Genomic DNA, 23,724 nt, shown 5'->3' with positions numbered 1-23,724 from the left:
ATGTGATGACAAAACAAGAACTTTTAGATTGTCATCAACGAATAATCCCATTTGTTCACAATACAGCCGTGCTAACATCAAGATCAATTGACAAGGAAGTCAATGCTCAAGTGTTTTTTAAGTGCGAAAATTTTCAAAGAGCGGGAGCCTATAAAATTCGAGGTGCTGCTAATGCCATTCTACAATTATCAGAAGAAGAAAAGAAAAGAGGGGTAGTAACCCATTCGTCAGGTAATTTTGCCCAGGCTTTATCGCTTGCTGCTCAAAGCTTGGGTGTAACTGCACATATTGTAATGCCCAATACCGCGCCAGAAGTTAAAAAAGCGGGAGTAAGGGAATATGGAGGCATAATATACGAGTGTAAGCCTACGGTAGAAGCAAGGCAGTCGCTAGCGGATGAAATAGGAGTAAAAACGGGAGCAACCTTTGTACATCCTTCCAATGATAATAATGTTATTTTGGGTCAGGGTACTGCCGCGTTAGAGTTGCTGGAAAAACAACCGGATTTAGATTTTATTTTTTGCCCGGTAGGTGGTGGCGGACTCATTGCAGGTACTGCGCTGGCGGCAAAATATTTTGCTGATACTTGTAAAGTTTACGGTGCTGAGCCATATGAGGTAGACGATGCCTATCGTTCTTTGGTAAGTGATAAAATTGAACGTAATGAAACCACTAATACCATTGCAGACGGATTAAAAACAATGCTAGGTGATAAGAATTTTCCTATTATAAGAGCGTTGGTTTCAGGTATCGTGAGAGTCACGGAAGATGAAATTATAGCTGCAATGAAACTGGTTTGGGAACGTATGAAAATTATCATAGAACCTTCTAGTTCGGTTACCGTGGCTGCAGTTTTAAAACAGGTAAAGGAACAACCGGAAGGATTTCAGAATAAGAAAATTGGGGTTATAATTTCTGGGGGCAACGTAGATCTCTCTAAATTGCCCTTTTAAGTTCCAGTTTTATTGTTTGTTTAGAATTTCTTCTGCGTTTGCTATGCTAGAATTGATATTCTCTTTCACTTGTTTTACTTTTTCTTCCTCTTCGGCAAGCCATTTTTTCTTTTCGGCAGAAAGTTCTTTGCCATTCATTATTTCTTCGGCATCAAAACGATCGCCAAAACCTTGCATCCAATCCATCATAGATTTATTGGCTTTTTGAAGGTCTTTCATTGCTTTGAATTCAACAGATTCTGCTCCAAGAGAGTCTGCCATAGGCTTTAGTTGCCCTACTAATTTTCCTAGCGTTCCCATTTTAGGCATCACTTCATCATGAATGCTCATTACGTATTCCATTTTAGAAGGCTCCTCCGCTTTTTTGGTTTCCTTACATGAGGTGAACGTTAAAAATGTTGCTATGGTAAGTGAGTAAAATATCTTTTTCATATTAGTTATATTGAAGGGTAATAGATGTGAAAGTGTAAATATATTCTTTTACTTTGGTATTGGTAATTATAGCCTTTGCCTTTTTTCTCTGTAAAAATAGTTTAGGCCAAAAGTTATAAATCCGTTTTCATTTTTCAAAACTAATAGCGGAAGAAATGATACTATGACTTTCCATTACATTAGAAGTTGGTTTTAGTAGTGTAACCATTTTATCACCTCATTCCTTCAATCGTAATTGAAATAGTACTGTTGCCATTATGTAATAAATTCTGCGGGGCAAGTAAGAGTTTTTTGGGTTAAAGAGTTGTTGGTTGCTTATGAAGATATGGTCAGTAATATAGCTGATAGTTTTAGCTTCATGATATTAGGTTGATTATGTGTTATGAATAGGGATGCCTAGAAGGATGAATTTGGGCAAAGATGCCGAATATGTAAATTTAGATTCAATGACGAAATACATGGATATTAGATTGGTTTGATTGGAAAAAACCTCAATTTTGTCCTAAATTTTGAAAAGTGAAGAATATAGATCAAAAATGGTTTTATTTAGTAATGCTATCACTTATATGGGGTTCTTCCTTTATATTGATAAAAAGATCTTTAGTTGGCTATACACCACTTCAGGTAGGAGGGTTAAGAATCATATTTGCATCTGCATTGTTATTTGTTTTTGGTTATAAATCTTTGAAAACACTCTCAAAAACCGATTGGAAATGGGTGGGTATCGCAGGATTGTGCAGTTCGTTTTTTCCGCCTTTTTTCTTTGCCTTGGCACAAACAGAAATAAGTAGTGGTATTACTTCGATTTTAAATTCTGTGGCGCCGTTATTTACTACTTTGGTAGGACTGGCTCTTTTTGGACTTTCACTTAAAAGAAGGCAAGTGTTAGGGGTTCTAATAGGTCTTCTTGGTACCGTAGTGTTAATTGCTGCAGGCATGGAGAATAATGTAAACCAGAACTATTGGTATGCTTTGTTTATAATTTTTGCTGCGTTGGGTTATGCTTTTAATATCAACATCATTAAGAAATATTTATCTCATTTGACACCGTTAGCAGTTACAACGGCTAGTTTCGGAGTTGCTTTTTTCCCGGCTTTGATAATATTGATTTGTACGGGATTGTTTCAGCAGTTTACCGGGGATAGTGCTATGCATGAAGCAATTTGGTATATTATGGCTTTGGCTTTTTTGGGAACCGCCTTGGCAAATATTCTCTTCAATAAATTGATAAAATTATCTAGTCCTGTATTTGCGGCATCTGTAACGTATTTAATTCCACTGGTAGCTGTGCTTTGGGGTTTTTTAGATGGGGAGAATATAAGTGTTCTTCAGCTATTGGGCGGTTTAATTATCTTGTTGGGTGTATGGCTTGTAAATAGAAAAAAGGTAATAGTTCTGTAGAAATAGTTATACGTACTGTAACAAAAGTAACTTTAGCTTGTCTTTGTATAGAACTGATCAAAAAAAACAGAAATCATGAAAAAAATAATATTTGCCCTGCTTACGGTCGTCTGTATTGTTGGTGGTGCCCAAGCTCAGGAAAAATCGTATAACGTAAAATCTTTTGATAAGTTAATTGTTAGTCCGCATATAGAGGTGAATCTAGTGCAGGGGGAAGAAGAAAGTGTGGTTATAGATAATGCTAAGGTTTCATTAGATAAAATTAATGTAGAAGTAGAGGGTAGAACTTTACGTATATATTTAGATGGTGCTAAAGTAGTAACGAAATCTGAACGGATTTCTACTGATCAATGGCGCGGCAGTAAATCTCTTTATAATGGTACAAAGGCTTCTGTTACGGTAACCTATAGAAAACTGGAAAATTTATCTATTAGAGGTGAAGAAATAGTAAGGTGTAAAAACCTGTTTAATGCCGATGATTTTAAAATGTCCTTATATGGCGAAGCAAAAGTGTATTTTGGTGCGGTTTCCATAGATGAATTAACGGTAGCGATCTATGGTAGTAGTTATTTGGAAATTGGTGAAGGTAGCGTTGCTCGCCAAGTATTTAGGGCATACGGAGAAAGTGAGGTAAACACGGAAGGTATGGTGGCAGAAGAAACCAAGATTACCGCTTACGGTGAAAGTAACTTTAGAGTGAATGTCGTTGACAGATTAAAGGTAACTTGCTATGGCGAAACAAACGTGAGTTATACTGGCAGCCCAGAAGTAGATAAAGGGATAATTATTGGAGAGGCGACAATTAGAAAAATAGGATAAGTATTTAACCTAATATATGGAAACGAAAAACCCGCTATGTAGCGGGTTTTTTAATAGTGGTTTTATAATTTTATTCAAAATCGGCAGGAGAAACACCGTCGTTTATTTTAATTTCAGAAACCGTAAATTCAAATGATTGTGGTCCTACGGTTTGTGTAATTCTAAAAGGGAACAAAATGCCTGATACCTCTTTGTAATCCTCAAAATTAGAGGTGCTTGAAATTTGTTGTCCTTGCATTTCATTAATAGTCACTTCTTGTAGTTTCAATCCGGTTTCCGCATCATAAAAAGCAAATTTTTTCTCATTGATCATTATTTTATAGGTGTTTTTGTTGCCGATCATTTCCATACCTTCTAAAGAAATAGATTTGGCCTTTAGGTATTGAAGCTCGGAGATAGGAGTGGATTCTCCTTTAAATTCGGTAATCTCTTTTTCTTCAAGATCTTTGCGTTGCCCTTGAACTATAATGTAGCCGCTATTTCCGTTTAGCACTTGCTTGCTTACAGAGTTGCCCATCATTTGCATATCTTGCATCAGTTGGTGGTCAGTTGTTTTCTTAATAGTAAGTTCCAGCTTCATTCCTTGCATTTCGGCAGAGGCCATCATGGCAAAAGTATTGATGCTTTCAAGTTTCTCTTTTCCGCCAACGGCTTCCATGTACTTTTCAAGCACGGATTGTGCAGATACATCATTAGGGACAGTGGTATTGTAATTTGGGGTTTCAACTCTGTCCGCAGTTTTAGAATACGCAAGAACCGGAAGTTTCTTTCCTTTAAAGGTTATGTTTTGTAGCCCGGAAAGAATATCACTTCCCTTGCCAACAACGATCACTCTGGCATTATCGACATTAAAATACTTCTTAGCGGCAGCTTCTACTTCTGCCTTGCTAACCTTATCTAGTTTCTCAAGAAAGGTTTTGTAAAAATCTTTGGACAGGTTCTCTTTTTCGATATTTAGAGCATATCTGGCAATGGTTTCTGGATTTTCTAAGGCCATAATGAAGCTACCGGCGTAAATTGCCTTTGTAGTTTTTAACTCGTCATCTGTTACAGGCTTAGTAATGATTTGCTCAAGTTCTTTTAATATTTCAACTACGGCGCTATCCGTAACCGTATTTCTGACTTCTACGGAAGCGGCAAATCTTGACGATCCGTATTTGTCATTGCCAAGAGATGAATATGCACCATAGGTATAGCCTTTGTTCTCTCTAAGGTTTAGGTTTAGCCTACTGTCAGAACCACCGCCAAATATTTGATTCGCTAATAAAGCAGCGATAAAATCATGATCACTCATTTTAAGGTTGACAATATTTTGTACGGTTATTTCAGATTGTACCGCATTTGGCATATCTACAAAGTTGATTTGTGTATTTGGTACGTTCTTAGGTTGAGAATAAGAGAAGCTTGGTGGTACAGCTTTGGTCCATGAGGTAAAGTAAGTCTCCGTTAATGTTTTTACTTCTTCAAGGTTTACATCGCCAATAACAATTAGATATGCATTTGCAGGTACAAAGTAATCTCTATAAAACTCTTCAACATCAGTTAGGGTTACATTGTTTACGGTCTCTTCTGTCGTAAATTCACCGTAAGGGTGATTTTTACCATAAGCCAAGGCTCTTTGAATTCTGCCGGAAATAGAGGAAACTACCTTCTCTTCAGATTTTAATCCGGTGATAAGTTTATTTTTTTCTTTGTCAAATTCTTCTTGTGTAAAATTAGGGTTAATAGCGGCATCTGCCATAAGCTCCATCATTCTAGGAAAGTATTTGGAAAGTGACTGTGCATATGCGCGTTGAGCGCTAAAATTAAGTCTAGCCCCTAAAAAATCTATTTCTTCGTTGAATGCTTCTTTGGAAATATTCTTAGAGCCCAACCCTAAAAGACTGCCGGTTAAACTTGCGACACCAGCTTTGTTGCCTTCTAAAATTGGCGGATTATCTATGGATAATTGCATGGAAACTCTAGGTAGTTTGTGATTTTCTACCACAAGTACCTTTAAACCGTTGTTGAGGTTGAATGATTGCGGAACTCCTAGATTAATTTCAGGTGCAGGTCCTGGTTTAGGCATAACCGTACGGTCTACCTGTGCTTGTACAGCAATACAAGAGAATAAAGTTAGTAATAATATATATGTATTTTTCATAGTCAATTTTAGTTTGCGGAATTTTGTTCAGGTAAATACTCTAGCACTAATCTTTGGTTGGGCTTTAGATACTTGTTAGCTACTTCTTTGATCTCTTCTCTAGTAATAGATCTATAAATCTCTATTTCTTTGTTTATTAGAGAAGTATCTCCATATAGCATGTAGTATGCAGCAAGGGAATCTGCAATACCTTTTATGCTGGAATTACTGTTTACAAACTGATTTTCAAACTTGTTCTGTAGTTTTATATAATCATTTTCAGAGATAAGGTTGTTTCTCAGTTTCTCTACTTCAGCTTCAATTGAGGTATTAAGTGTACTTAAACTAGTCTCCCCTACGGGAAGTGCAAAGACGATATACATACCGTAATCTTCTAAAGTAACCGGTATGGCTCCAATTTGTAGTGCCTGTTTTTCATCATCTACCATTTTCTTGTAAAGTTTTGAAGATGGTCCATCAGATAAATAAGTAGAAATCATTTCTAAAACTTGGCTGTCTCTATTCTTAAGACCAGAAGTTCTGTAAGCGATCATAGTAGCCGGTATTTGAATATTGGTGTCGTAAGCCTTTGCATTGATTTCTGATGTAATAGGAGTTTCTTTTGGGAAGTTTCTGGTGATTTCTGCTCCTTTTGGAATGTCGTTGAAATAGTCTGAAATCAATTTTTTGGCATTTTCTTTCTCAAAATCGCCGGCAATAACTAATACAGCGTTATTGGGAGAATAGAATTTTTTCTGAAAAGCTATGAACTCATCTAAAGTGGCGGCGTCTAAATCTTCCATTTTACCAATTACCGTTTCTTTGTAAGGATGACTTTGAAAAAGATTTTTCTTTATATTTTCAATGAATTTGCCGTAGGGTGAATTATCTACACGTAGTCTTTTTTCTTCCTTAACAACTTCATTTTGTGTGTCAACACCTTTTTGGTTAATAACAGGGTGAAGCATTCTTTCAGATTCTAGCCAAAGTCCTAGTTCTAAGTTGTTCGATGGAAAAACTTCATAATAGTACGTTCTATCCTCATTGGTGGTAGCATTACCTGATCCGCCATTAGAAGAGACTATTTTATCCCATTCCCCTTTTTCAATATTTTCAGTACCTTCAAAAAGAAGATGTTCAAAAAAATGGGCAAAACCGGTACGTTCAGGGTTTTCATCTCTAGAACCTACATGATATAATACCGAGATAGAAATGATAGGTGCGGTATTGTCTTGGTGTAGAATAACGTGTAAGTCATTTTCTAGGTTGTACTCTTCATAAGTAACCTCTTGTGCAAGGCTTGCAAATCCAAAAATGGATAGTGCTGAAACCAGTAGTAATCTCATTTTCATTTAATAAAGTTTAGGTTAGTGTTTAGTTAATATGTTCTATAGGTGTTCATTAATTTCAATTTGTTACAGGATTCTATGTTTTTATGGGAATAGATTTCAATATAGGTATTCTTTAACAGATAAATTTACATTAATTGTTGTTTATTGTTTATATTAAAAGGCTAAACAGAAATACATCTATATTATGAAAAATTATGCCTTGCCTATTAGATTTGGTGTTGCGGCCAGTGGTTGTTTAATTGCTTATTTTTTAATATTGTCATTACTTCAGTTGCACGTAAATGTCTTTTATAGTCTTTTTAATGCTGTCATTACCGGTTTTGCTATATATGAAGCCATAAAGTACTACAAATTAGAAAAAGGTACAGCTTTTGCATATTCAGGTGGTTTCATGGCAGGTTTAATAACGGGCGGAGTGGCAACTTTAATATTTACGTTGTTTTTTGCAGTATATTCTACAGAGTTACAGCCAGGTTTTTTAGAAGAGTTATCTACTAAGTGGGCTAATACTTATCGTAGTTTTGAAGCCATTGTTTTTCTAGTGGTGGCGGTAATGGGTTTTACTTCTACTTTAGTGTTGACGCTTACTTTTATGCAACTATTTAAGACTTCGAACACTACAAGTTTAAATCGCATGTAAAATTTACCAAAAAACACTTGTAAAGTCACTATTAAGATTTATATTTGCACCCGCCTATGGAAAAAATCCATCAGGTTTAATCATTACATTTAACAATATGTACGCAATTGTAGAGATGGCAGGGCAGCAGTTTAAAGTTGCAAAAGACCAGAAAGTGTACGTTCACCGTTTACAAGCAGAAGAAGGTAAGACAATTACTTTTGACAATGTTCTTCTTTTGGCTGATGGATCGAACGTTACTATCGGCGCCCCGGCTATAGACGGAGCAGCAGTAGAGGCTAAAGTCGTTAAACACCTAAGAGGTGACAAAGTAATCGTTTTTCATAAGAAAAGACGTAAAGGTTACAAAAAGAAGAATGGACATCGTCAGTCTCTTACGGAGATTGTAATCGAGTCTATTGTTTCTAAAGGAGCAAAGAAATCTGAAACTAAGAAAGCTGAACCAAAAGCTAAAAAAGTTGAGGCAAAGGCAGCACCAAAAGCTAAGAAATCTAACGCTAAAGGTGATGATTTTAAAAAAATTGAAGGTGTAGGTCCAAAAATTGCTGAAACCTTAAACAATGCAGGTATTTCTACTTTTGCTGAATTGGCAAAAACAGACGCAGCTAAAATTTCTGAAATTATAGCAGACGTACGTGGAAATCACGTAACTGACACTTGGCCAAAACAAGCACAATTAGCTGCTGATGGTAAATGGGACGAGTTACAAAAATTGCAAGACGAATTAGATGGTGGTGTAGCTAAATAAGCTGAACCATTAAAGTATAATAATATTTAAAACCTCAGACAATGGCACATAAGAAAGGTGTAGGTAGTTCGAAAAACGGTAGAGAATCAGAATCGAAACGATTAGGAGTTAAGATTTATGGTGGTCAAGCTGCTATCGCTGGTAACATTATCGTTAGACAGCGTGGAACAAGACACAATCCTGGTGAAAATGTTTACGCAGGAAAAGACCATACATTGCACGCACGTGTAGATGGTTTGGTAAAGTTTACTAAAAAAGCTGGTGGAAAATCATATGTTTCCATAGAGCCTTTTGAAGCATAAGCTTTAAGCAAGTTATTTAAAAACCCTCTTTAGTATTAAAGAGGGTTTTTTTATGGAGTAATATGATTGCCTATAGTGGTATACTATAATAATTTTTCCCCGATCTCAAACCAAGTATTCACGCGTTCAAAACCTGCTGTATTTATATTATGTGGCGAGGTAAATTGTAGGCTTCTGCCATCAAAAGTTTTTAAATTAAAACTTCTATCGTCTATTAGAACATCTCCTTTAAGGATATGTTTGTGACCACAAAGAATTCTATTTTGCCAAGGCAAAAAGGGAAAATGCTCATCTAACCATTCACTTTTTTCTTCTAAAGAATTAGGGAATTGCATGGCGGCAGAGGCTATGTAGACCTCATGCTTATCTGCAAGTTGAGATAATATTTCTTGACTGCCCGTAATAGGTTTTAGGTTTCTGAAAAAGCCTCTTCTATTAGCGTGGTTACGAATGTTCTCTTGGTGTGCTTCTGGTACCATACGCCATACTTCAGTACCAGCGCATAAATCTTTAGTAAGCTCTCCGTTAAATTCAGTGTTGTAAAGTTCAATATGGGCGCCATAGGTATCTGCAATAACCTCGTCCATGTCAACAAATAGTATCATGTATAGTTCTAGATTTAATTAGTAGAAAAGTAAGCGTGCAAAACTACCTTTCCATAGAAGAATTAAAACTATGAATTTTGAAGCTAAATAATTGGCTGCTTAACAATCATTTAATGTAGTACTTAGGTAAAACATCTTTAGGGTCAACAATAAAATTAATAGGAGAAGCCATGCGGGTAGATCGTACTTATTTTGCGAGCCTAATTCTAAACAAGTTATATCATGAAAAAATCAATTATTTGTGTAGCAATGGCGAGTACATTATTATTCTCTAGTTGCTTAGGGTCGTTTAGTGCGTTCAATAATTTAAAAGATTGGAACCAGGGTGTTTCTGAGAGTAAATTTGTAAACAACTTGGTATTTTGGGGTTTAAATATTATTCCGGTATATGGATTGTTCTTTATAGGTGATGCTATCATCTTTAACGTTATTGAATTTTGGAGCGGTTCTAGTCCAATTGCCATGAAAGAAGGTGAATCTGAAACCCAAATGGTAGAAAGAGATGGGAATACTTTTGAAATGACCGCTACTAAGAACAGAATGCAGGTTACTGTTGTTGATGGTCCCAAAAAAGGAAAGAAAATAGATTTGGTCTATAAGCCGGGTGATAAATCATGGAACGCCATTAGACCTAATGGAGAGATTATTAAACTTTCATCTTTTGAAGAAGGGTTTTATATTGTATATATGCCAAATGGAAAAGAAGTTAAAATTAATGCGCTAAGTTCTAAAGAAGAAGGATTGGCTCAAATTAAGGAGCAGACAGATTGCTACTATTTAGAAGGTATGTTGGCCGAAAATAACTAATCTGGGAAAATGCAAAAAAGAAAAGGTCCTGATGAATATCAGGACCTTTTTTAGTTTCTAAAACCCATGTCTTAGTATCTGTAGTATTCTGGTTTAAAAGGACCTTCTACCGTTACACCAATATAATCGGCTTGATAATCTTTTAGTTCCGTAAGCTCAGCTCCTAAACGAGATAAGTGAAGTTTTGCAACCTTCTCATCTAAGTGCTTAGGTAACATGTAAACATCATTCTCGTAATTGGCACTATTTTTCCAAAGTTCTATCTGTGCTAGTGTTTGGTTTGTAAATGAGTTACTCATTACAAAACTAGGATGACCTGTAGCACAACCTAAGTTTACCAATCTACCTTCTGCCAAGATAATTAAATCTTTACCATCAATAGTGTACTTGTCAACTTGCGGCTTAATTTCATCTTTAGTATTACCGTGGTTTTTGTTCAACCAAGCCATATCGATCTCATTGTCAAAATGACCAATATTACAAACAATAGCCTTATCCTTTAGGGCTTCAAAATGTTCAGCTCTAATAATATCTTTATTTCCGGTTGTAGTGATTACGATATCTGCGTTACCAATAACCGTTTCTAGTTTTTTAACTTCAAATCCGTCCATGCAGGCTTGTAAGGCGCAAATTGGGTCAATTTCCGTAACCGTAACAATAGAGCCAGCGCCTTTAAATGAGGCAGCGGTACCTTTACCTACATCACCGTAACCGGCAACAACTACTCGTTTACCGGCAAGCATAGTATCTGTAGCTCTACGTATAGCATCAACAGCACTTTCACGACATCCGTATTTATTGTCGAACTTTGATTTGGTAACTGAATCATTAACGTTTATGGCTGGCATAGGTAAAGTTCCTTTCTTTACACGCTCGTATAAACGGTGAACACCTGTTGTAGTTTCTTCAGAAAGCCCTTTGATGTCTCCTGCCATTTCTGGGTATTTATCCAATACCATATTTGTAAGATCACCACCATCATCCAAAATCATATTCAGTGGCTTTCTGTCTTCACCAAAGAATAATGTTTGCTCAATACACCAATCAAACTCTTCTTCGTTCATTCCTTTCCAAGCATAAACGGGAACACCTGCTGCCGCAATAGCTGCTGCTGCTTGATCCTGAGTGGAAAATATATTACAAGAACTCCAAGTAACATCTGCGCCAAGTGCGGTCAATGTTTCAATAAGTACAGCAGTTTGTATGGTCATGTGAAGGCAACCTGCAATACGTGCACCTTTTAAAGGTTGCTCATTTTTATACTCTTCTCTCAGTGCCATTAAACCTGGCATTTCAGCTTCTGCTAATTCGATTTCTTTTCTTCCCCAATCGGCAAGTGAGATATCCTTTACCTTATAAGGCACATACGGAATAGTTTTCGTGCTCATATCTTTATTTTTTATACTTTCGTTAATCCAATGTAGCAAAGCTATATTTAATTGGTTGAAAGCGAAATATATTTCGGGCAAAGGTACGAATAACACGAACAATCTCATGCCGCTTTACAAAACTATAACAGTAAATGAAGAAACCTCCTTAGCAATTTGGAAGGTTCAGGAGACCGAAGAAAATCTTTGGTTAGGAGTAACACTCACGCCCTATTGCCAAAATAGGTTCAATGGCATGAAATCAGAACTTCATCGAAAGGCTTTTTTAAGTATTAGGCATTTGCTTGCCAATTATGGCTATACAGATGCCGATTTGATTTATGATGAAAATGGGAAACCCCACTTAAAAGATGGTAATTTTATTTCAATAACACATTCTCATAATTTTACGGGTATCATCATCAGTTCAACAGAACACGTTGGTATAGATATTGAAATGCAGCGAGATAAAATACTACGTATAGCACATAAATTTACGCCATTTGAAGAGTATAGAACATTGGCGAACACAGCTGCGGTAGTTAGAAAGTTAACAATTGTTTGGGGGGCTAAAGAGTCGCTTTATAAAATATATGGACACAGGGGGGTCAGCTTTTTACATCACATTAATGTTCAGGATTTTAAGTTCGATACTAATAATACCACGGCCCAGATAATTTTTCAGGGAAACTTGTCTAATTATAAGATAAGATTTTTAGAATTTGAACAGTTTACGTGTGTATATGCTACTAGAGATAAAGAATAAATTAAATAAAAGATAGGGTATTTTAAATGGATATTTCAGTAGAGTTGACATTTTCGCCATTGCAAGATGATTTTGAACAGCACATAATAGATTTTATCAAAAAACTACGTGAATGTGGTTTAACGGTTCTTGAGAATCCGTTAAGTACACAAGTGTATGGTACGTATGACGAAGTAATGACCGTGTTGAATACAGAAATTAAAACAGCTTTTGAACTTATGGATCGTGGTCTTTTGTTCATGAAAATAGTTAAATCTGATAGAAGCGATTATGAGCCCCATTTTTGATTATCTCTTTGGGCAATATGCCGATTACAATACGTTTGATGTTACATTGGAAATAGTGGCCGTAATATTTGGGTTACTATCGGTGTGGTTTTCAAAACAGAATAATATATGGGTCTATCCTACCGGGCTGATCAGTACTTCTATTTTTGTTTATTTACTATTAAAGTGGGGTTTGTTAGGTGATATGCTTATCAATGCCTACTATTTTGTAATGAGTTTATATGGTTGGTATATTTGGACCAGAAAGGTAGATGCAGCACAATACACTCCGATAAGCCGAGTAACCAAAAAAGAACATATTACATCAATACTCATCTTTATAGGTACGATTCTTTTTGTGTCTACAGTATATCAAGTTTTTGACAAATGGAATAATTGGACGGCTTATGTTGATACCATAACAACAGCGATATTTTTTGTGGGTATGTGGCTGATGGCCAAAAGGAAAGTAGAAAATTGGATATATTGGATTATTGGAGATTTAATATCTATACCATTATATTTTTATAAAGGATTTACGTTTACAAGTTTTCAATACCTGATTTTTACAATATTGGCCTTTTACGGGTATAATGCATGGAAGAAAAATACAGACAAGAACCTTCAGATGTCTTAAAAGTGGTGCTATTTGGACCAGAATCTACAGGGAAGACAACGTTGTCAGAGCAATTGGCAAGGCATTACCATACTGTTTGGGTGCCTGAGTATGCTAGAGATTACCTACAAGATAAATGGAACAATGAACGAAAAACTTGCGAACCACACGATTTGTTACCTATTGCAGCAGGCCAGATGCGTATAGAGAATAATTTAGCGAAAAAAGCTACAGATATTCTTATTTGCGATACAGATCTGTTGGAAACCAAAGTATATTCAGAGGCATATTACATTGGTGATTGTGATCCAGTATTAGAAAAGTATGCTTTAGAGAATAGTTATGACCTCTATTTGTTGACTTATATAGATATTCCTTGGGAAGCTGATGACCTCAGGGACAAGCCAAATGAAAGAGAGGAAATGTTCAACTATTTTAAAGGTACTTTAGAAAAATACGGTAAAAATTTTATTATCTTGAAGGGGAACAAAAAAGAACGTTTACAAAAAGCCATTAACCATATAGATACCTTATTACATAAATGATCGAACTTACAGATAAAGACTTAAAACAATTAGAGAAAAAAGGAATTTCAAAAGAGCAAATGTTGAGTCATATCAACACCTTTAAAGAAGGTATTCCTTTTGTGAAATTAGAGAATGCTGCCGTAATAGGTAAGGGTATTCTTAAATTTTCTGATGCAGAAGAGAAAGAGCTCATTGCATTTTATGATTCAAAACTAAAAGATCTGGATATTTTAAAGTTTGTGCCAGCTAGTGGTGCAGCATCAAGAATGTTTAAAGCGTTATTTAGTTTTTTAGGTGCTTATAGCCCAAGTGAAGAAACTTTAGAAGCTTATTTGACTAGAACTAATGATAAAGATATTAAGAAGTTCTCTGAAGGATTAGAGCGCTTTCCGTTTTACCAAAAGGTGATGGATAGAATAGCTGTGAAATCTGAGGCTCAGGGAGAGAAAGTTTTTAATTTCATATCTGAGCTATTGGGCGAGAATGCACTGAACTATGGGTTTTTTCCAAAGGGCTTGTTGCCATTCCATAAATATGAAGATTCTGCGGCCACTCCTTTTGAAGAGCATTTAAAAGAAGGAGCTTTGTATGCAGGTGCTAACGGTAAGGCAAACTTGCATTTTACGATTTCGGAACAACATGAAGAAATGTTTGGTGAGGAGTTCAAAGCCTCTGGTCCTAAAGTTTCCGCTGATACCGGTATTACATATAATGTAGATTATTCTTTTCAAAAACCATCTACAGATACCTTGGCGGTAGATATGGACAATAAGCCGTTTAGAAATGAAGATGGTTCTGTGTTGTTTAGACCAGGAGGTCATGGTGCGTTGATTCAAAATTTAAATGAGCAAGATGCCGATGTTATTTTTATAAAGAATATTGATAACGTTGCCGTAATGAAAGATGCCAAAGCGGTTGCCAATAGCAAAAAAGTATTGGCAGGTGTGCTCCTTAAAGAGCAGGAAAAAGCTTTTGAATATGCGGCATTACTTGACAAGGAAGATATTGGTGATGCACAAATTGAAGAAATAAGAAGCTTTTTGGTTACAAGTTTAAATGTGCGTTTCTCAGATGACTTTGATTCAAAATCTAACAGCAAAAAAATATCCGTATTAAAAGATAAGGTCAACAGACCTATTCGTATTTGCGGTATGGTGAAGAATGAAGGTGAGCCTGGTGGTGGTCCATTTTGGGTTACAAATGGCAAAGGAGAAGTTTCTCTACAAATTATAGAATCTGCCCAAATAGATATGGATGATCAACAACAGGCAGACTTATTAAAGAATTCTACACATTTTAATCCGGTAGATTTGGTATGTGCGGTTCGTAATTATAAAGGGGAGAAATATGATCTTTTAAAGTTTGTGGATGAAAAGCAAGGTTTCATTACAGGTAAAACTAAAGATGGTAAAGAATTAAAGGCGCTTGAACTTCCAGGATTATGGAATGGTGCAATGGCATTTTGGAATACCATCTTTGTAGAAGTGCCCTTGGTAACCTTCAATCCTGTAAAGAGTGTGGTGGATCTTTTAAAAGATTCGCATCAGGCATAGATTATAATATCTTATTTTGTATAAAAAGGTGTGTAGAAACTACACACCTTTTTTTGTTATACACATGTTTACCCAGAATATTAAATGCCGTGGCACATGTATAAATATGTAAATCAGCAGGTTAAATGCTGTTAAGGATAAAATGTTCTGTTGGCACAGTTTTCCTATTATACTTGTCAAGAATGTTTAATTAAAAAATATATAAGATGAAAAAATTAGTTTTTGCCACAGCTTTAGCCATAGGTAGTTTAACCATAGGTACTGCCGCTACCCCAATTATATTTCACGACGGTATAATGGAAGATATCTTTTTACAGGATTATTCTGAAATAGCGGTGGCTGATTTACCTACCGCAATCGTAAATGCTTTAGAAACAGATTATGAAGGTGCAATATTGAATAAAGCCTTTGTTGATGACGAAAATAATTACAAATTAGAAGTTACTTCACTAGACGGTGCTTCTACGGTACTTTATGCAGATGTAAAAGGTAACTGGTTAGAAATGTAACAATTGTAAGTTTTAGTTAATGGTTTAGAAAAGCTGCTTAGGCAGCTTTTTACATTTAAAAATTTAAAATTTCGTTAACTAATAAACTATATGTGCGATTACTTCGTAGGTATTCTAAGAAATAGAGTGGTTAACGATTAAAATATGAAACATGAAAAAATACACATTACTAGTATTCATAGCTTTTGGGACATTATTTAGCGCAACTGCAAAAACTAGTTTAGATATAGTTAAAGCAGAAGTGACTATTAATTTGGTAGATGAATACGTAAAAATAAAATCGAGCGAATTAACACCGCCGGTTATCGAAGAGATTTTAAAGCAGTACCCAACATCTAAACTTGGTGGTGCATATAAAAATACAAAAGGAGAATTCAAATTAATAATGGTACTTAAAAGCGGAACAAGAAAGACCGTTTACATAGACCAGTATGGTAATTGGATCAATAAGAAGTAGTCTGTTTTACGTACAGAAATAAAAAAAACTGCTAAATGCGGTTTTTTTTATTTAAAATGTGACCTATCAGAAAATGTTGTGTCTAAATAAGTGAAGCAAGTTATGAAACAATGGTCACTATAGTATTTATTTCGATTACAACCATAGTTTTGATTTTAGCAATGACTATCATATCAAAACTATGTTGGGAGGAATAAATCAGAATAAAATCACTTTCGCGTAAACACTAACCGTTGACTATGAAAGTGCCACCAAATAATTGTATTTGAAATAATCCCCCGGATTAGCATTGCCAATTTTAGTTGTTGTTGAGTTGATTGAGGTGTTGATTTATAATTTTAAAACAAGAGTTTGATAGGTGGTTTGAAGGGAGCTGTAATTTGCAGCTCCTTTTTTTGTACCCAGTAAAATTCATTTATCATTTTGTACATGATAAATATTGGGTAATAATTACACAGCAATACGTATTAGAAACAATTTTACCCACCAATTTAATGCGTATTAGAACGTATTAGTCTGATAATCAGTAATTTTTTGATATGGTTCTTTTGTGGCACTCTTTTTTCTTAGTTAATAGTATAGAAACATAGTATTAACTTAAATATAGAAATTATGAAAACTTTATTTTTATTAGGAGCAATGACAATAGGAGGTTTTGCAATGAACGCACAAGATGCACTACCTTCAGAAAATGGAATACAGCACAACCAAGTAAATCAAATATCGGTAGTGGCTGATGATTTTAAGGAAATTTCGGTTGCTGAGGTTCCACAAGCCGTAACAGATGCAGTGTCAAAGAATTTTCCAACGGCAAGTTTAGATAAGGCTTATGTTAATGAAAAGAAACAATATAAGCTTGTGTTATCTCTTGAAGACGGTACAGAAGGTACAGTGTATGCAGATGAAGAAGGTAATTGGATAGATATGTAATTATAGGGAAACTTGTTTGTTCAAGTTGGTTTGATCAGGAAAGAATAGCTTAATGCTATTCTTTCCTTTTTTTATGTCATTTTTTAAAGGAAAGCATAAAAGCTTTATGATAATTTTAAAATACAAATAGTCGGCTTATGGTATTTTTACGTATCTACTAAGAACACCTAACTGACTATGACTAAAATTCTAATCATTGAAGATGATACTTCATTCGCCCAAATGCTTCAAAAGTTTTTGGTAAGAAATAGTTTTGATGTGGTATTAAGTCATACTGAATTAGATGGGGAAAAACAGCTAAATGAACAAAGTTTTCAACTTGTAATTACCGATTTACGCCTGCCAGATTATGACGGAATTAAATTAGTGTCTGAGTTAAAAGGAAAGATTCCTGTAGTTGTAATGACAGGTTATGCAGAAGTTACTACAGCTGTACGGGCAATGAAGATGGGGGCTTATGATTATATTTCCAAACCTTTTACTCCAGATCAAATGTTGTCTGTTATTGATGCTGCATTGAACTCTAAACCTGTAGCTACAAAAGAACTCACTAAAGAAATACCGGAAAATTCTAAGGATAAAGTGGCCAACAAAGAGCGTGTAGCTCATGCAGGAGAATTAGTACTCAATAGCCAGGCAACCCAAAAATTAGAAGAACATATTGTTCTAGTTGCACCTACAGATATGTCGGTTTTAATTATTGGTGAAAGTGGTACCGGTAAGGAGGTTACTGCGAAAACTATTCATCAGAAAAGTACAAGAAATGAAAAGCCATTTGTAGCTCTAGATTGTGGGGCAATACCAAAAGAGTTGGCGGCAAGTGAGTTTTTTGGACATATAAAAGGAAGTTTTACAGGTGCCGTAGCCGATAAAATAGGAAGTTTTGAAGCTGCCAACGGCGGAACCTTATTTTTAGATGAGGTTGGAAATCTTTCTTATGAGAACCAAATACAATTGTTAAGGGCATTGCAAGAGCGAAAAATTAAAAGAATAGGTAGTAATTCGGAAATTCAGGTAGATGTGAGAATATTATCGGCTACCAATGAAGATTTAAAAGCTGCAGTTGAAAAAGGAACCTTCCGCGAAGATTTGTACCACAGATTAAATGAGTTTTCATTACAGATTCCTGCTTTAAAAAACAGGCATGGAGATCTACCGGTCTTGGCCGCTTATTTTTTAGGAAAGTTCAATGAAAAGTTGAACAAGCAAATATTGGATTTTTCAGATGAGGTATGGGATATTTTTAAAGCATATCACTGGCCGGGAAATATAAGAGAATTGCAGAATGTTATACAACGTGCCGTGTTGTTGACAACCGTTGAAAAAGTGCAGGCAAATACATTGCCGTCAGAATTAATGAATCCGGTTTTAGAAACGGTAGAATTGGGTAGTCTATCAAAAGCAGATTTCGAAAAAGAACAGATTATAAATGCACTAAAACGTACCAATTATAATAAATCTAAAGCGGCAAAATTGTTACAGGTAACTAGAAAAACGCTGTATAACAGAATCAATTATTATGATTTGGATCTGTAGCTATTTCTTTGGCAAGTTTTTTAATTTCTTCCTGCAATGCTAGAAATTTTCTCTTTAGTTCTTGACTGTTAATTTCATTATGCTGTAATACTTCAAAAATTTCTAAAAGAGGGATTGCATTTTGTACTTCTAATTGACGAAACATGGGTAACATTTTATGTGCTGTTTTGTTCAGTAGCTCCATATCGTAATTGGTAACGGCAAATTTAAGTTGAAGGAGATTTTCTGCGGTGTCTTTTTTGAAAGTGAGTAATACTTCGTCAATAGCATTTTGGTCATCACCTAAAAACATCTTTATATTAGTTAAGCTAAACGGCTTGTTGTTGTCTTCTTCAATTAAAGCAACGGTACTATTTTGAGCTTGGGTATTAGTATGAAATAAGAAATGAAGTTTTTGTAATAAATCATTCTTTGAGAATGGCTTATGAATAAGATCGGTAAATCCCTTTTTTGTAAAATGCGCTAATGATAGATCTCGTCTTCCGGTCATAGCCAAGATAGGTTGGTTATTAAAATTTTGAAATTCACCAGATTTCAGCTGAGTAACTATCTCATAACCGGTAACCGTAGGCATTTCTATATCTGTTAGAACCACATCAAAATTGAAATTTTCATGAGCTGTATATTCATTGAAGTCTGAATATAACTGGGCATTGATCCCTGCAGACTTTAGCATTTTGCCAATTAGTTTTAAGAGTGAAGCATCGTCGTCAAAGACAATCATTTTTAAATCGTCTAATGCAATAATGGGTTGTTTTTCATCATCTAACGCTTCTCCCAATTCAATAGGTATTTCAAGCGTAAACGTACTACCTTTATGAATGTCACTTTCTAGCAAGATGGTACCTTCAAGTAGCTCGGTAAGTTTTTTGGTAATGGTAAGGCCTAATCCGTATCCTCCATATTTTTTATCGGTATCGTTCTCTGCCTGTGTAAACTCTTTGAAAATCAGTTCTTGCTTCTCTTTAGAAATACCAATTCCCGTATCGGCTATTTGTAGTTTAAGTGTTTTAAGGTTTTGTTGATCCAAAATGGTTCCAGTTAAGGTTATGGTACCTTTATCCGTGAATTTATAAGCATTTCCTAAAAGGTTGGATATAATTTGGCGTAGACGAAAAGCATCGGAATTTATAGCTTGTTTTAGTGAGTCATCTAAATTTAAAATCAATTCAATATCCTTGTTTTGGTGTTGAGAGGCAATATTTTTAGAACTCTCCTGTACTAATTTATCTACCCTAAAAGTATCATTTTTAGCAATCATTTTACCAGCTTCTAACTGAGAGAAATCCAATAAATCATTCACTAGATTATTTACGTAACAAGCGGCAGATTTTATATGGGAAATATATTCTTTGTTTTCCTGTGGGTTATTACGCTCTTCAATAATATTGGCATAACCACTTATGGTGTTTAAAGGGGTGCGTAAATCGTGACTTACCGTTGCAATCAAATGTTCTCTACTTTTTAATAACGATTCTGAATATGCCTTTTCTTTTTCTAGTTTCTCTCTGTAAACGTTCGCTTTCCAAAAATCTCTATTAAGAATAAAAGTAAATATTCCTACTACAAGAAAACCAAGAATAGCTGCAATTACGGCTAGGCGAATACTTTTTTTAAGCAAGGTTTCTTTCTTTATGGAACTTGCTATGCTGTTCATAATAATTTCCTGTTCAAAAGAAGAGAGAATGGTACGTAATTGCTGCGATAGTTCAACATCTGTTCTATTGATTGTTGTTTCTCTAATAGCTAAAGAATTCTCATTTATGGTGTTTTCGTGTTGTACATCTTTTAAAAGATTTTTAGAGACCTGAACTATGCTATCCATGGTTTGTACATTTTGTTGAGAATTACCCTCTGCCGGTACATTGGCATTCAAGTAATCTGCAACTTTTTTTATGGCACTTTGTGCTTTTGGGGAGAGCTCGTCAAGGTTGGGTGCTAATCCCTCTGGTTTTATAATGCCCAAAGATTCCTCTAACTTATTAAACTCTTTAAGAGCAGAATTTATGGCAGTACCTGTTTGGTCTTTTAGCCTTATAGAGCGTAAGGCATTTATATTAGTAACTTTTTTGGTCAGTAAAGAGCTAAGACTATCCAAAAGTCCACGTTGATGCTCACTGTCCGTAAGTGTTTTTAACTCTTCAATATTGGTGTAGATAGAGTCAATTTTATTCTCATAAGCTGTAAAGTTGATTTTACTTTTTGTTTGCAAGGCAAGTTTAGATAGGCTTTCGGCTTCATATAGTTGTGCAAGAAAAGAGTTGGTTTTAAGTAGTTTGTTGTCTTTTTCAACGGTTTGTTCAGTGGCAATATAATTTTGTACTTCATTGTAGATATAATAAGAGGCAATGGCTCCTAGTATAATTAACAATAAGTAGCTAATGGCAATCTTAAGGGTGAATTTATTTTTTTTTGAATCCATATAATAGTACAATATACATTAGTATAAGTACGATAAAACGATGTAAATAAGTTCTAAAATGATGTTAATTAAACAAGTTGTTATTTTTTAAAGAATCTTTATGACAGTTTAAAAGAACTGCATTACATTTGCCGCATCTCAAAGGGGTGCCGAGTTCTAATTTTGGAACAAAGCTGAGATTATACCCAAAGAACCTGGGCGGGTAATGCTGCCAAGGGACCGAGCGTTAAAAAAATGTCCGGTAGACATTTTTAGCAAGGGGCCGGCCGGCGTAATGGCTGACTTCATTTTTGGAAAACAAAGTCTTTAAATAGGCATAATCAATTTTAATTTTAGAATAATAGCCCCTTTTATTCGTGATTCTTTTACGAATGAAATTATCTATTTGCACAATTTCAGCATTTTTTACGCTGAGTATGGGTGTTTTTGCCCAAGAACAAAAAACCGATTCTTTAGAAGGTAAAAAAGTAGTATTGGACGAAGTGTTCGTCTCGGCGATAAGGGTAACCAAAGCATCTCCGGTTACATTTTCAAATCTTACCAAAGAGGATATCAGGCCTAGAAATTTGGGTCAGGATATTCCCGTATTAATGAATTTTTTACCATCTGTAGTGACTACTAGCGATGCAGGAGCAGGTGTAGGTTATACTGGTATACGAGTTAGGGGTAGCGATGCTACACGCGTAAATGTTACAATCAATGGCATACCGTATAACGACGCCGAATCTCAAGGTACATTTTGGGTGAATATGCCAGATTTTGCCTCTTCAACAGAAAGCTTGCAATTGCAGCGTGGAGTAGGAACATCTACAAATGGTGCAGGTGCTTTTGGAGCAAGTTTAAATGTATTGACCGACGGATTCTCACAAGACGCATACGGTCAAATATCTACTTCTATTGGAAGCTATAGTACTTTAAGAAATAACTTAAAATTTAGCACGGGACTTTTAAACGACCATGTTGAAATTTCGGGAAGGTTATCTAAAATTAAATCTGACGGCTATATTGATAGGGCTCGATCAGACCTTGAATCTTATTTTTTACAAGCAGCTTACAAAGATGAAAACACTTTGATTAAAGCATTAATGTTTGGGGGGCATGAGATTACGTATCAGGCTTGGAACGGTATAAATGCGAAGACCTTAAAAGACAATAGAACATATAATACTTCAGGTATTTATAAAGATTTAGAGGGTAACACCCAGTTTTATGATAACGAGGTTGACAATTATAAGCAGGATCATACACAGCTATTATGGAACGAACAGATTTCAGATTTCTGGAGTACCAACATCGCTTTGCATTATACTAGAGGTAGAGGGTATTATGAACAATACAAGGAAGATGATGATTTTTCTACCTATGGTTTTGAACCAATTACTGTAGACGGGGAAGAAGTAAACTCCACGGATCTTATTAGAAGACGTTGGTTAGATAATGATTTCTACGGAACCGTATTTTCTGCAAATTATAAGAAAGATAAGCTAGATGTAATAATGGGCGGCGGATTCAATAAGTACGAAGGTGACCATTTTGGTGAGGTCATTTGGGCTAGGTATGCAAGTAACAGTAACTATGAAGATCGTTACTATGATGATAGTTCATCAAAAACAGATTTTAATCTGTACGCCAAAGCAAATTATCAATTAACAACACAGTGGTCGTTATATGGAGATTTGCAATATAGAACTGTTGGTTATAAGGCTAATGGTGAAGAAACAGGTTTGGTAGATGATACGTTTAATTTTTTCAACCCAAAAGCAGGGGTAACATTTGATCTAAATACAAATAATAACTTCTATTTATCGTGTGCGATAGCGAATAGGGAGCCAAATAGAAATGATTATAAAAGCGGAAATCCTAAACCAGAGAAATTAAATGATTTTGAATTAGGATGGAGATACGTATCTGCAGATGTACAAGTAAATACCAACCTGTATTACATGAATTATAAAGATCAGTTGGTAGTTACGGGAGAGATAAATGATGTAGGTGCATCATTAAGAGAAAATGTTGGTGATAGCTACAGGTTTGGTTTAGAAATTGATGCGAATATTAGATTGGGAGATAAATTTAGTGTAAGGCCTAATATGGCAATCAGTGATAATAAGAACAAAGATTTTTTTATTGACAGGGATGATGTATTGCAAGGTTTGGGAGATACCAATATAGCATTTTCACCAGGTCTGGTAGCGGGTAATGTATTTAGTTATATGCCATGTGATGCATTGAGCCTTTCATTGTATTCAAAGTTTGTTGGAGAGCAGTATTTAAGTAATACAGATACGGAAGCATCTAAATTAGATGCTTATTTCACGAACGATCTTAACATTACCTATGAAATTGAAATGAACAGTGTGGTAAAATCAATTGTATTTTCTGGGTTAGTAAATAACCTTCTAAATGAAAAATATGTGTCTAACGGTTATACCTATTTAGATAGCTGGTCTACACCTGGTAATACCTTTGAAGTACAAGGCTATTATCCACAAGCAGGTACAAACTTTTTATTGGGAGCAACAGTAAAATTCTAAGAATCGTAGCTAAACTTGTTGGTTATATTATGGTCTTAAATATTTACTTGAAATGTTAGG

At 35.2% G+C, this 23,724-nt stretch carries 23 protein-coding genes; 17 read left to right on the top strand and 6 right to left on the bottom strand.

Annotated elements, in window-relative coordinates:
* Positions 1-5 precede the first annotated feature (5 nt).
* Positions 6-953: a pyridoxal-phosphate dependent enzyme gene (locus tag BW936_RS00770; RefSeq protein ID WP_076546423.1), complete on the top strand. Its 948-nt coding sequence runs from the start codon at positions 6-8 to the stop codon at positions 951-953.
* A gap of 9 nt (positions 954-962) precedes the next feature.
* Here the strand turns inward: BW936_RS00770 and BW936_RS00765 are convergent, their stop codons facing one another.
* Complete coding sequence (locus tag BW936_RS00765) at positions 963-1,385, bottom strand: hypothetical protein (RefSeq protein WP_076546422.1); 423 nt, start codon at positions 1,383-1,385, stop codon at positions 963-965.
* A 516-nt stretch (positions 1,386-1,901) separates the two neighbouring features.
* Here BW936_RS00765 and BW936_RS00760 point away from each other — a divergent pair.
* On the top strand, positions 1,902-2,786 hold the full coding sequence (locus BW936_RS00760; RefSeq protein WP_076546421.1) for a DMT family transporter: 885 nt from the start codon (positions 1,902-1,904) through the stop codon (positions 2,784-2,786).
* A 75-nt stretch (positions 2,787-2,861) separates the two neighbouring features.
* A complete protein-coding gene (locus BW936_RS00755; RefSeq protein WP_076546420.1) occupies positions 2,862-3,605 on the top strand; it encodes a head GIN domain-containing protein in 744 nt (247 codons plus the stop codon).
* A gap of 70 nt (positions 3,606-3,675) precedes the next feature.
* Here BW936_RS00755 and BW936_RS00750 read toward each other — a convergent pair whose 3' ends face one another.
* Both BW936_RS00750 and BW936_RS00745 read right to left on the bottom strand, forming a co-directional pair.
* A complete protein-coding gene (locus BW936_RS00750) occupies positions 3,676-5,748 on the bottom strand; it encodes a M16 family metallopeptidase (protein ID WP_076546419.1) in 2,073 nt (690 codons plus the stop codon).
* A gap of 8 nt (positions 5,749-5,756) precedes the next feature.
* Positions 5,757-7,079 (bottom strand): M16 family metallopeptidase, encoded by a 1,323-nt coding sequence (locus BW936_RS00745; RefSeq protein ID WP_076546418.1) that lies wholly within the window; start codon positions 7,077-7,079, stop codon positions 5,757-5,759.
* 184 nt (positions 7,080-7,263) lie between these two features.
* Between BW936_RS00745 and BW936_RS00740 the strand changes: the two genes are divergently transcribed.
* The 3 genes from BW936_RS00740 to rpmA all read left to right on the top strand — a co-directional run bounded on the left by BW936_RS00740 (position 7,264) and on the right by rpmA (position 8,769).
* Entirely contained in the window at positions 7,264-7,719 is a 456-nt protein-coding gene (locus BW936_RS00740; RefSeq protein ID WP_076546417.1) for a DUF4199 domain-containing protein, read from the top strand.
* A gap of 97 nt (positions 7,720-7,816) precedes the next feature.
* Positions 7,817-8,467, top strand: a complete 651-nt coding sequence (gene rplU / locus BW936_RS00735) for a 50S ribosomal protein L21 (RefSeq protein WP_076546416.1) — start codon at positions 7,817-7,819, stop codon at positions 8,465-8,467.
* 41 nt (positions 8,468-8,508) lie between these two features.
* Positions 8,509-8,769 carry a 50S ribosomal protein L27 gene (rpmA, locus tag BW936_RS00730; protein ID WP_036157145.1) on the top strand — a complete coding sequence of 87 codons (261 nt, stop codon included), beginning with the start codon at positions 8,509-8,511 and terminating at the stop codon, positions 8,767-8,769.
* A gap of 83 nt (positions 8,770-8,852) precedes the next feature.
* On the opposite strand, the gene BW936_RS00725 is transcribed toward rpmA, so the two are convergent.
* Entirely contained in the window at positions 8,853-9,374 is a 522-nt protein-coding gene (locus BW936_RS00725; protein WP_076546415.1) for a 5' nucleotidase, NT5C type, read from the bottom strand.
* Positions 9,375-9,596: 222 nt separating this feature from the next.
* On the opposite strand from BW936_RS00725, the gene BW936_RS00720 reads away from it, so the two are divergent.
* Positions 9,597-10,181 carry a DUF3332 domain-containing protein gene (locus BW936_RS00720; RefSeq protein WP_076546414.1) on the top strand — a complete coding sequence of 195 codons (585 nt, stop codon included), beginning with the start codon at positions 9,597-9,599 and terminating at the stop codon, positions 10,179-10,181.
* Positions 10,182-10,252: 71 nt separating this feature from the next.
* Here the strand turns inward: BW936_RS00720 and ahcY are convergent, their stop codons facing one another.
* Entirely contained in the window at positions 10,253-11,569 is a 1,317-nt protein-coding gene (ahcY, locus tag BW936_RS00715) for an adenosylhomocysteinase (RefSeq protein ID WP_076547921.1), read from the bottom strand.
* Between the two features lie 106 nt (positions 11,570-11,675).
* Here ahcY and BW936_RS00710 point away from each other — a divergent pair, with 106 nt between their 5' ends.
* The 9 genes from BW936_RS00710 (at position 11,676) to BW936_RS00670 (ending at position 18,708) form a co-directional block, all read left to right on the top strand.
* Positions 11,676-12,314: a 4'-phosphopantetheinyl transferase family protein gene (locus BW936_RS00710; RefSeq protein ID WP_076546413.1), complete on the top strand. Its 639-nt coding sequence runs from the start codon at positions 11,676-11,678 to the stop codon at positions 12,312-12,314.
* Positions 12,315-12,340: 26 nt separating this feature from the next.
* The gene (locus BW936_RS00705) at positions 12,341-12,601 is read left to right on the top strand and encodes a thiamine-binding protein (RefSeq protein ID WP_076546412.1); all 261 of its coding nucleotides are present in this window, start codon (positions 12,341-12,343) and stop codon (positions 12,599-12,601) included.
* Positions 12,585-13,217 carry a nicotinamide riboside transporter PnuC gene (gene pnuC / locus BW936_RS00700; RefSeq protein ID WP_076546411.1) on the top strand — a complete coding sequence of 211 codons (633 nt, stop codon included), beginning with the start codon at positions 12,585-12,587 and terminating at the stop codon, positions 13,215-13,217. The genes BW936_RS00705 and pnuC overlap by 17 nt, the downstream gene beginning before the upstream one ends.
* Positions 13,178-13,741: an AAA family ATPase gene (locus BW936_RS00695; RefSeq protein WP_076546410.1), complete on the top strand. Its 564-nt coding sequence runs from the start codon at positions 13,178-13,180 to the stop codon at positions 13,739-13,741. The genes pnuC and BW936_RS00695 overlap by 40 nt, the downstream gene beginning before the upstream one ends.
* Positions 13,738-15,276, top strand: coding sequence for a DUF4301 family protein (locus BW936_RS00690; protein ID WP_076546409.1), 1,539 nt, complete (start codon positions 13,738-13,740; stop codon positions 15,274-15,276). The genes BW936_RS00695 and BW936_RS00690 overlap by 4 nt, the downstream gene beginning before the upstream one ends.
* Positions 15,277-15,482: 206 nt before the next feature.
* A complete protein-coding gene (locus BW936_RS00685) occupies positions 15,483-15,785 on the top strand; it encodes a hypothetical protein (protein ID WP_076546408.1) in 303 nt (100 codons plus the stop codon).
* Between the two features lie 151 nt (positions 15,786-15,936).
* Positions 15,937-16,242 carry a hypothetical protein gene (locus BW936_RS00680; protein ID WP_076546407.1) on the top strand — a complete coding sequence of 102 codons (306 nt, stop codon included), beginning with the start codon at positions 15,937-15,939 and terminating at the stop codon, positions 16,240-16,242.
* A gap of 612 nt (positions 16,243-16,854) precedes the next feature.
* Positions 16,855-17,172: a hypothetical protein gene (locus BW936_RS00675; RefSeq protein WP_076546406.1), complete on the top strand. Its 318-nt coding sequence runs from the start codon at positions 16,855-16,857 to the stop codon at positions 17,170-17,172.
* 177 nt (positions 17,173-17,349) lie between these two features.
* Positions 17,350-18,708 carry a sigma-54-dependent transcriptional regulator gene (locus BW936_RS00670; protein WP_076546405.1) on the top strand — a complete coding sequence of 453 codons (1,359 nt, stop codon included), beginning with the start codon at positions 17,350-17,352 and terminating at the stop codon, positions 18,706-18,708.
* On the opposite strand, the gene BW936_RS00665 is transcribed toward BW936_RS00670, so the two are convergent.
* Positions 18,683-21,130 (bottom strand): hybrid sensor histidine kinase/response regulator, encoded by a 2,448-nt coding sequence (locus BW936_RS00665; RefSeq protein ID WP_076546404.1) that lies wholly within the window; start codon positions 21,128-21,130, stop codon positions 18,683-18,685. The genes BW936_RS00670 and BW936_RS00665 overlap by 26 nt on opposite strands.
* Before the next feature lie 371 nt (positions 21,131-21,501).
* Here BW936_RS00665 and BW936_RS00660 point away from each other — a divergent pair, with 371 nt between their 5' ends.
* Positions 21,502-23,664 (top strand): TonB-dependent receptor, encoded by a 2,163-nt coding sequence (locus tag BW936_RS00660; protein WP_076546403.1) that lies wholly within the window; start codon positions 21,502-21,504, stop codon positions 23,662-23,664.
* The last annotated feature ends 60 nt before the right edge of the window (positions 23,665-23,724 follow it).

Origin of the sequence: Maribacter ulvicola (genome assembly GCF_900155985.1) — a bacterium.
Lineage (GTDB): Bacteria > Bacteroidota > Bacteroidia > Flavobacteriales > Flavobacteriaceae > Maribacter > Maribacter ulvicola.
This window is presented reverse-complemented; position numbering and strand designations above follow the sequence as displayed.

Bases quoted from the DNA above. Each gene is read 5' to 3' on its own strand.
- rpmA (WP_036157145.1), top strand. From the start codon at position 8,509: ATGGCACATAAGAAAGGTGTAGGTAGTTCGAAAAACGGTAGAGAATCA.
- BW936_RS00690 (WP_076546409.1), top strand. From the start codon at position 13,738: ATGATCGAACTTACAGATAAAGACTTAAAACAATTAGAGAAAAAAGGA.
- BW936_RS00765 (WP_076546422.1), bottom strand. From the start codon at position 1,385: ATGAAAAAGATATTTTACTCACTTACCATAGCAACATTTTTAACGTTC.
- BW936_RS00710 (WP_076546413.1), top strand. From the start codon at position 11,676: ATGCCGCTTTACAAAACTATAACAGTAAATGAAGAAACCTCCTTAGCA.
- BW936_RS00770 (WP_076546423.1), top strand. From the start codon at position 6: ATGACAAAACAAGAACTTTTAGATTGTCATCAACGAATAATCCCATTT.
- BW936_RS00670 (WP_076546405.1), top strand. From the start codon at position 17,350: ATGACTAAAATTCTAATCATTGAAGATGATACTTCATTCGCCCAAATG.
- BW936_RS00755 (WP_076546420.1), top strand. From the start codon at position 2,862: ATGAAAAAAATAATATTTGCCCTGCTTACGGTCGTCTGTATTGTTGGT.
- rplU (WP_076546416.1), top strand. From the start codon at position 7,817: ATGTACGCAATTGTAGAGATGGCAGGGCAGCAGTTTAAAGTTGCAAAA.
- BW936_RS00685 (WP_076546408.1), top strand. From the start codon at position 15,483: ATGAAAAAATTAGTTTTTGCCACAGCTTTAGCCATAGGTAGTTTAACC.
- ahcY (WP_076547921.1), bottom strand. From the start codon at position 11,569: ATGAGCACGAAAACTATTCCGTATGTGCCTTATAAGGTAAAGGATATC.
- BW936_RS00705 (WP_076546412.1), top strand. From the start codon at position 12,341: ATGGATATTTCAGTAGAGTTGACATTTTCGCCATTGCAAGATGATTTT.
- BW936_RS00725 (WP_076546415.1), bottom strand. From the start codon at position 9,374: ATGATACTATTTGTTGACATGGACGAGGTTATTGCAGATACCTATGGC.
- BW936_RS00665 (WP_076546404.1), bottom strand. From the start codon at position 21,130: ATGGATTCAAAAAAAAATAAATTCACCCTTAAGATTGCCATTAGCTAC.
- BW936_RS00750 (WP_076546419.1), bottom strand. From the start codon at position 5,748: ATGAAAAATACATATATATTATTACTAACTTTATTCTCTTGTATTGCT.
- BW936_RS00675 (WP_076546406.1), top strand. From the start codon at position 16,855: ATGAAAACTTTATTTTTATTAGGAGCAATGACAATAGGAGGTTTTGCA.
- pnuC (WP_076546411.1), top strand. From the start codon at position 12,585: ATGAGCCCCATTTTTGATTATCTCTTTGGGCAATATGCCGATTACAAT.
- BW936_RS00680 (WP_076546407.1), top strand. From the start codon at position 15,937: ATGAAAAAATACACATTACTAGTATTCATAGCTTTTGGGACATTATTT.
- BW936_RS00720 (WP_076546414.1), top strand. From the start codon at position 9,597: ATGAAAAAATCAATTATTTGTGTAGCAATGGCGAGTACATTATTATTC.
- BW936_RS00745 (WP_076546418.1), bottom strand. From the start codon at position 7,079: ATGAAAATGAGATTACTACTGGTTTCAGCACTATCCATTTTTGGATTT.
- BW936_RS00660 (WP_076546403.1), top strand. From the start codon at position 21,502: ATGAAATTATCTATTTGCACAATTTCAGCATTTTTTACGCTGAGTATG.
- BW936_RS00695 (WP_076546410.1), top strand. From the start codon at position 13,178: ATGGAAGAAAAATACAGACAAGAACCTTCAGATGTCTTAAAAGTGGTG.
- BW936_RS00740 (WP_076546417.1), top strand. From the start codon at position 7,264: ATGAAAAATTATGCCTTGCCTATTAGATTTGGTGTTGCGGCCAGTGGT.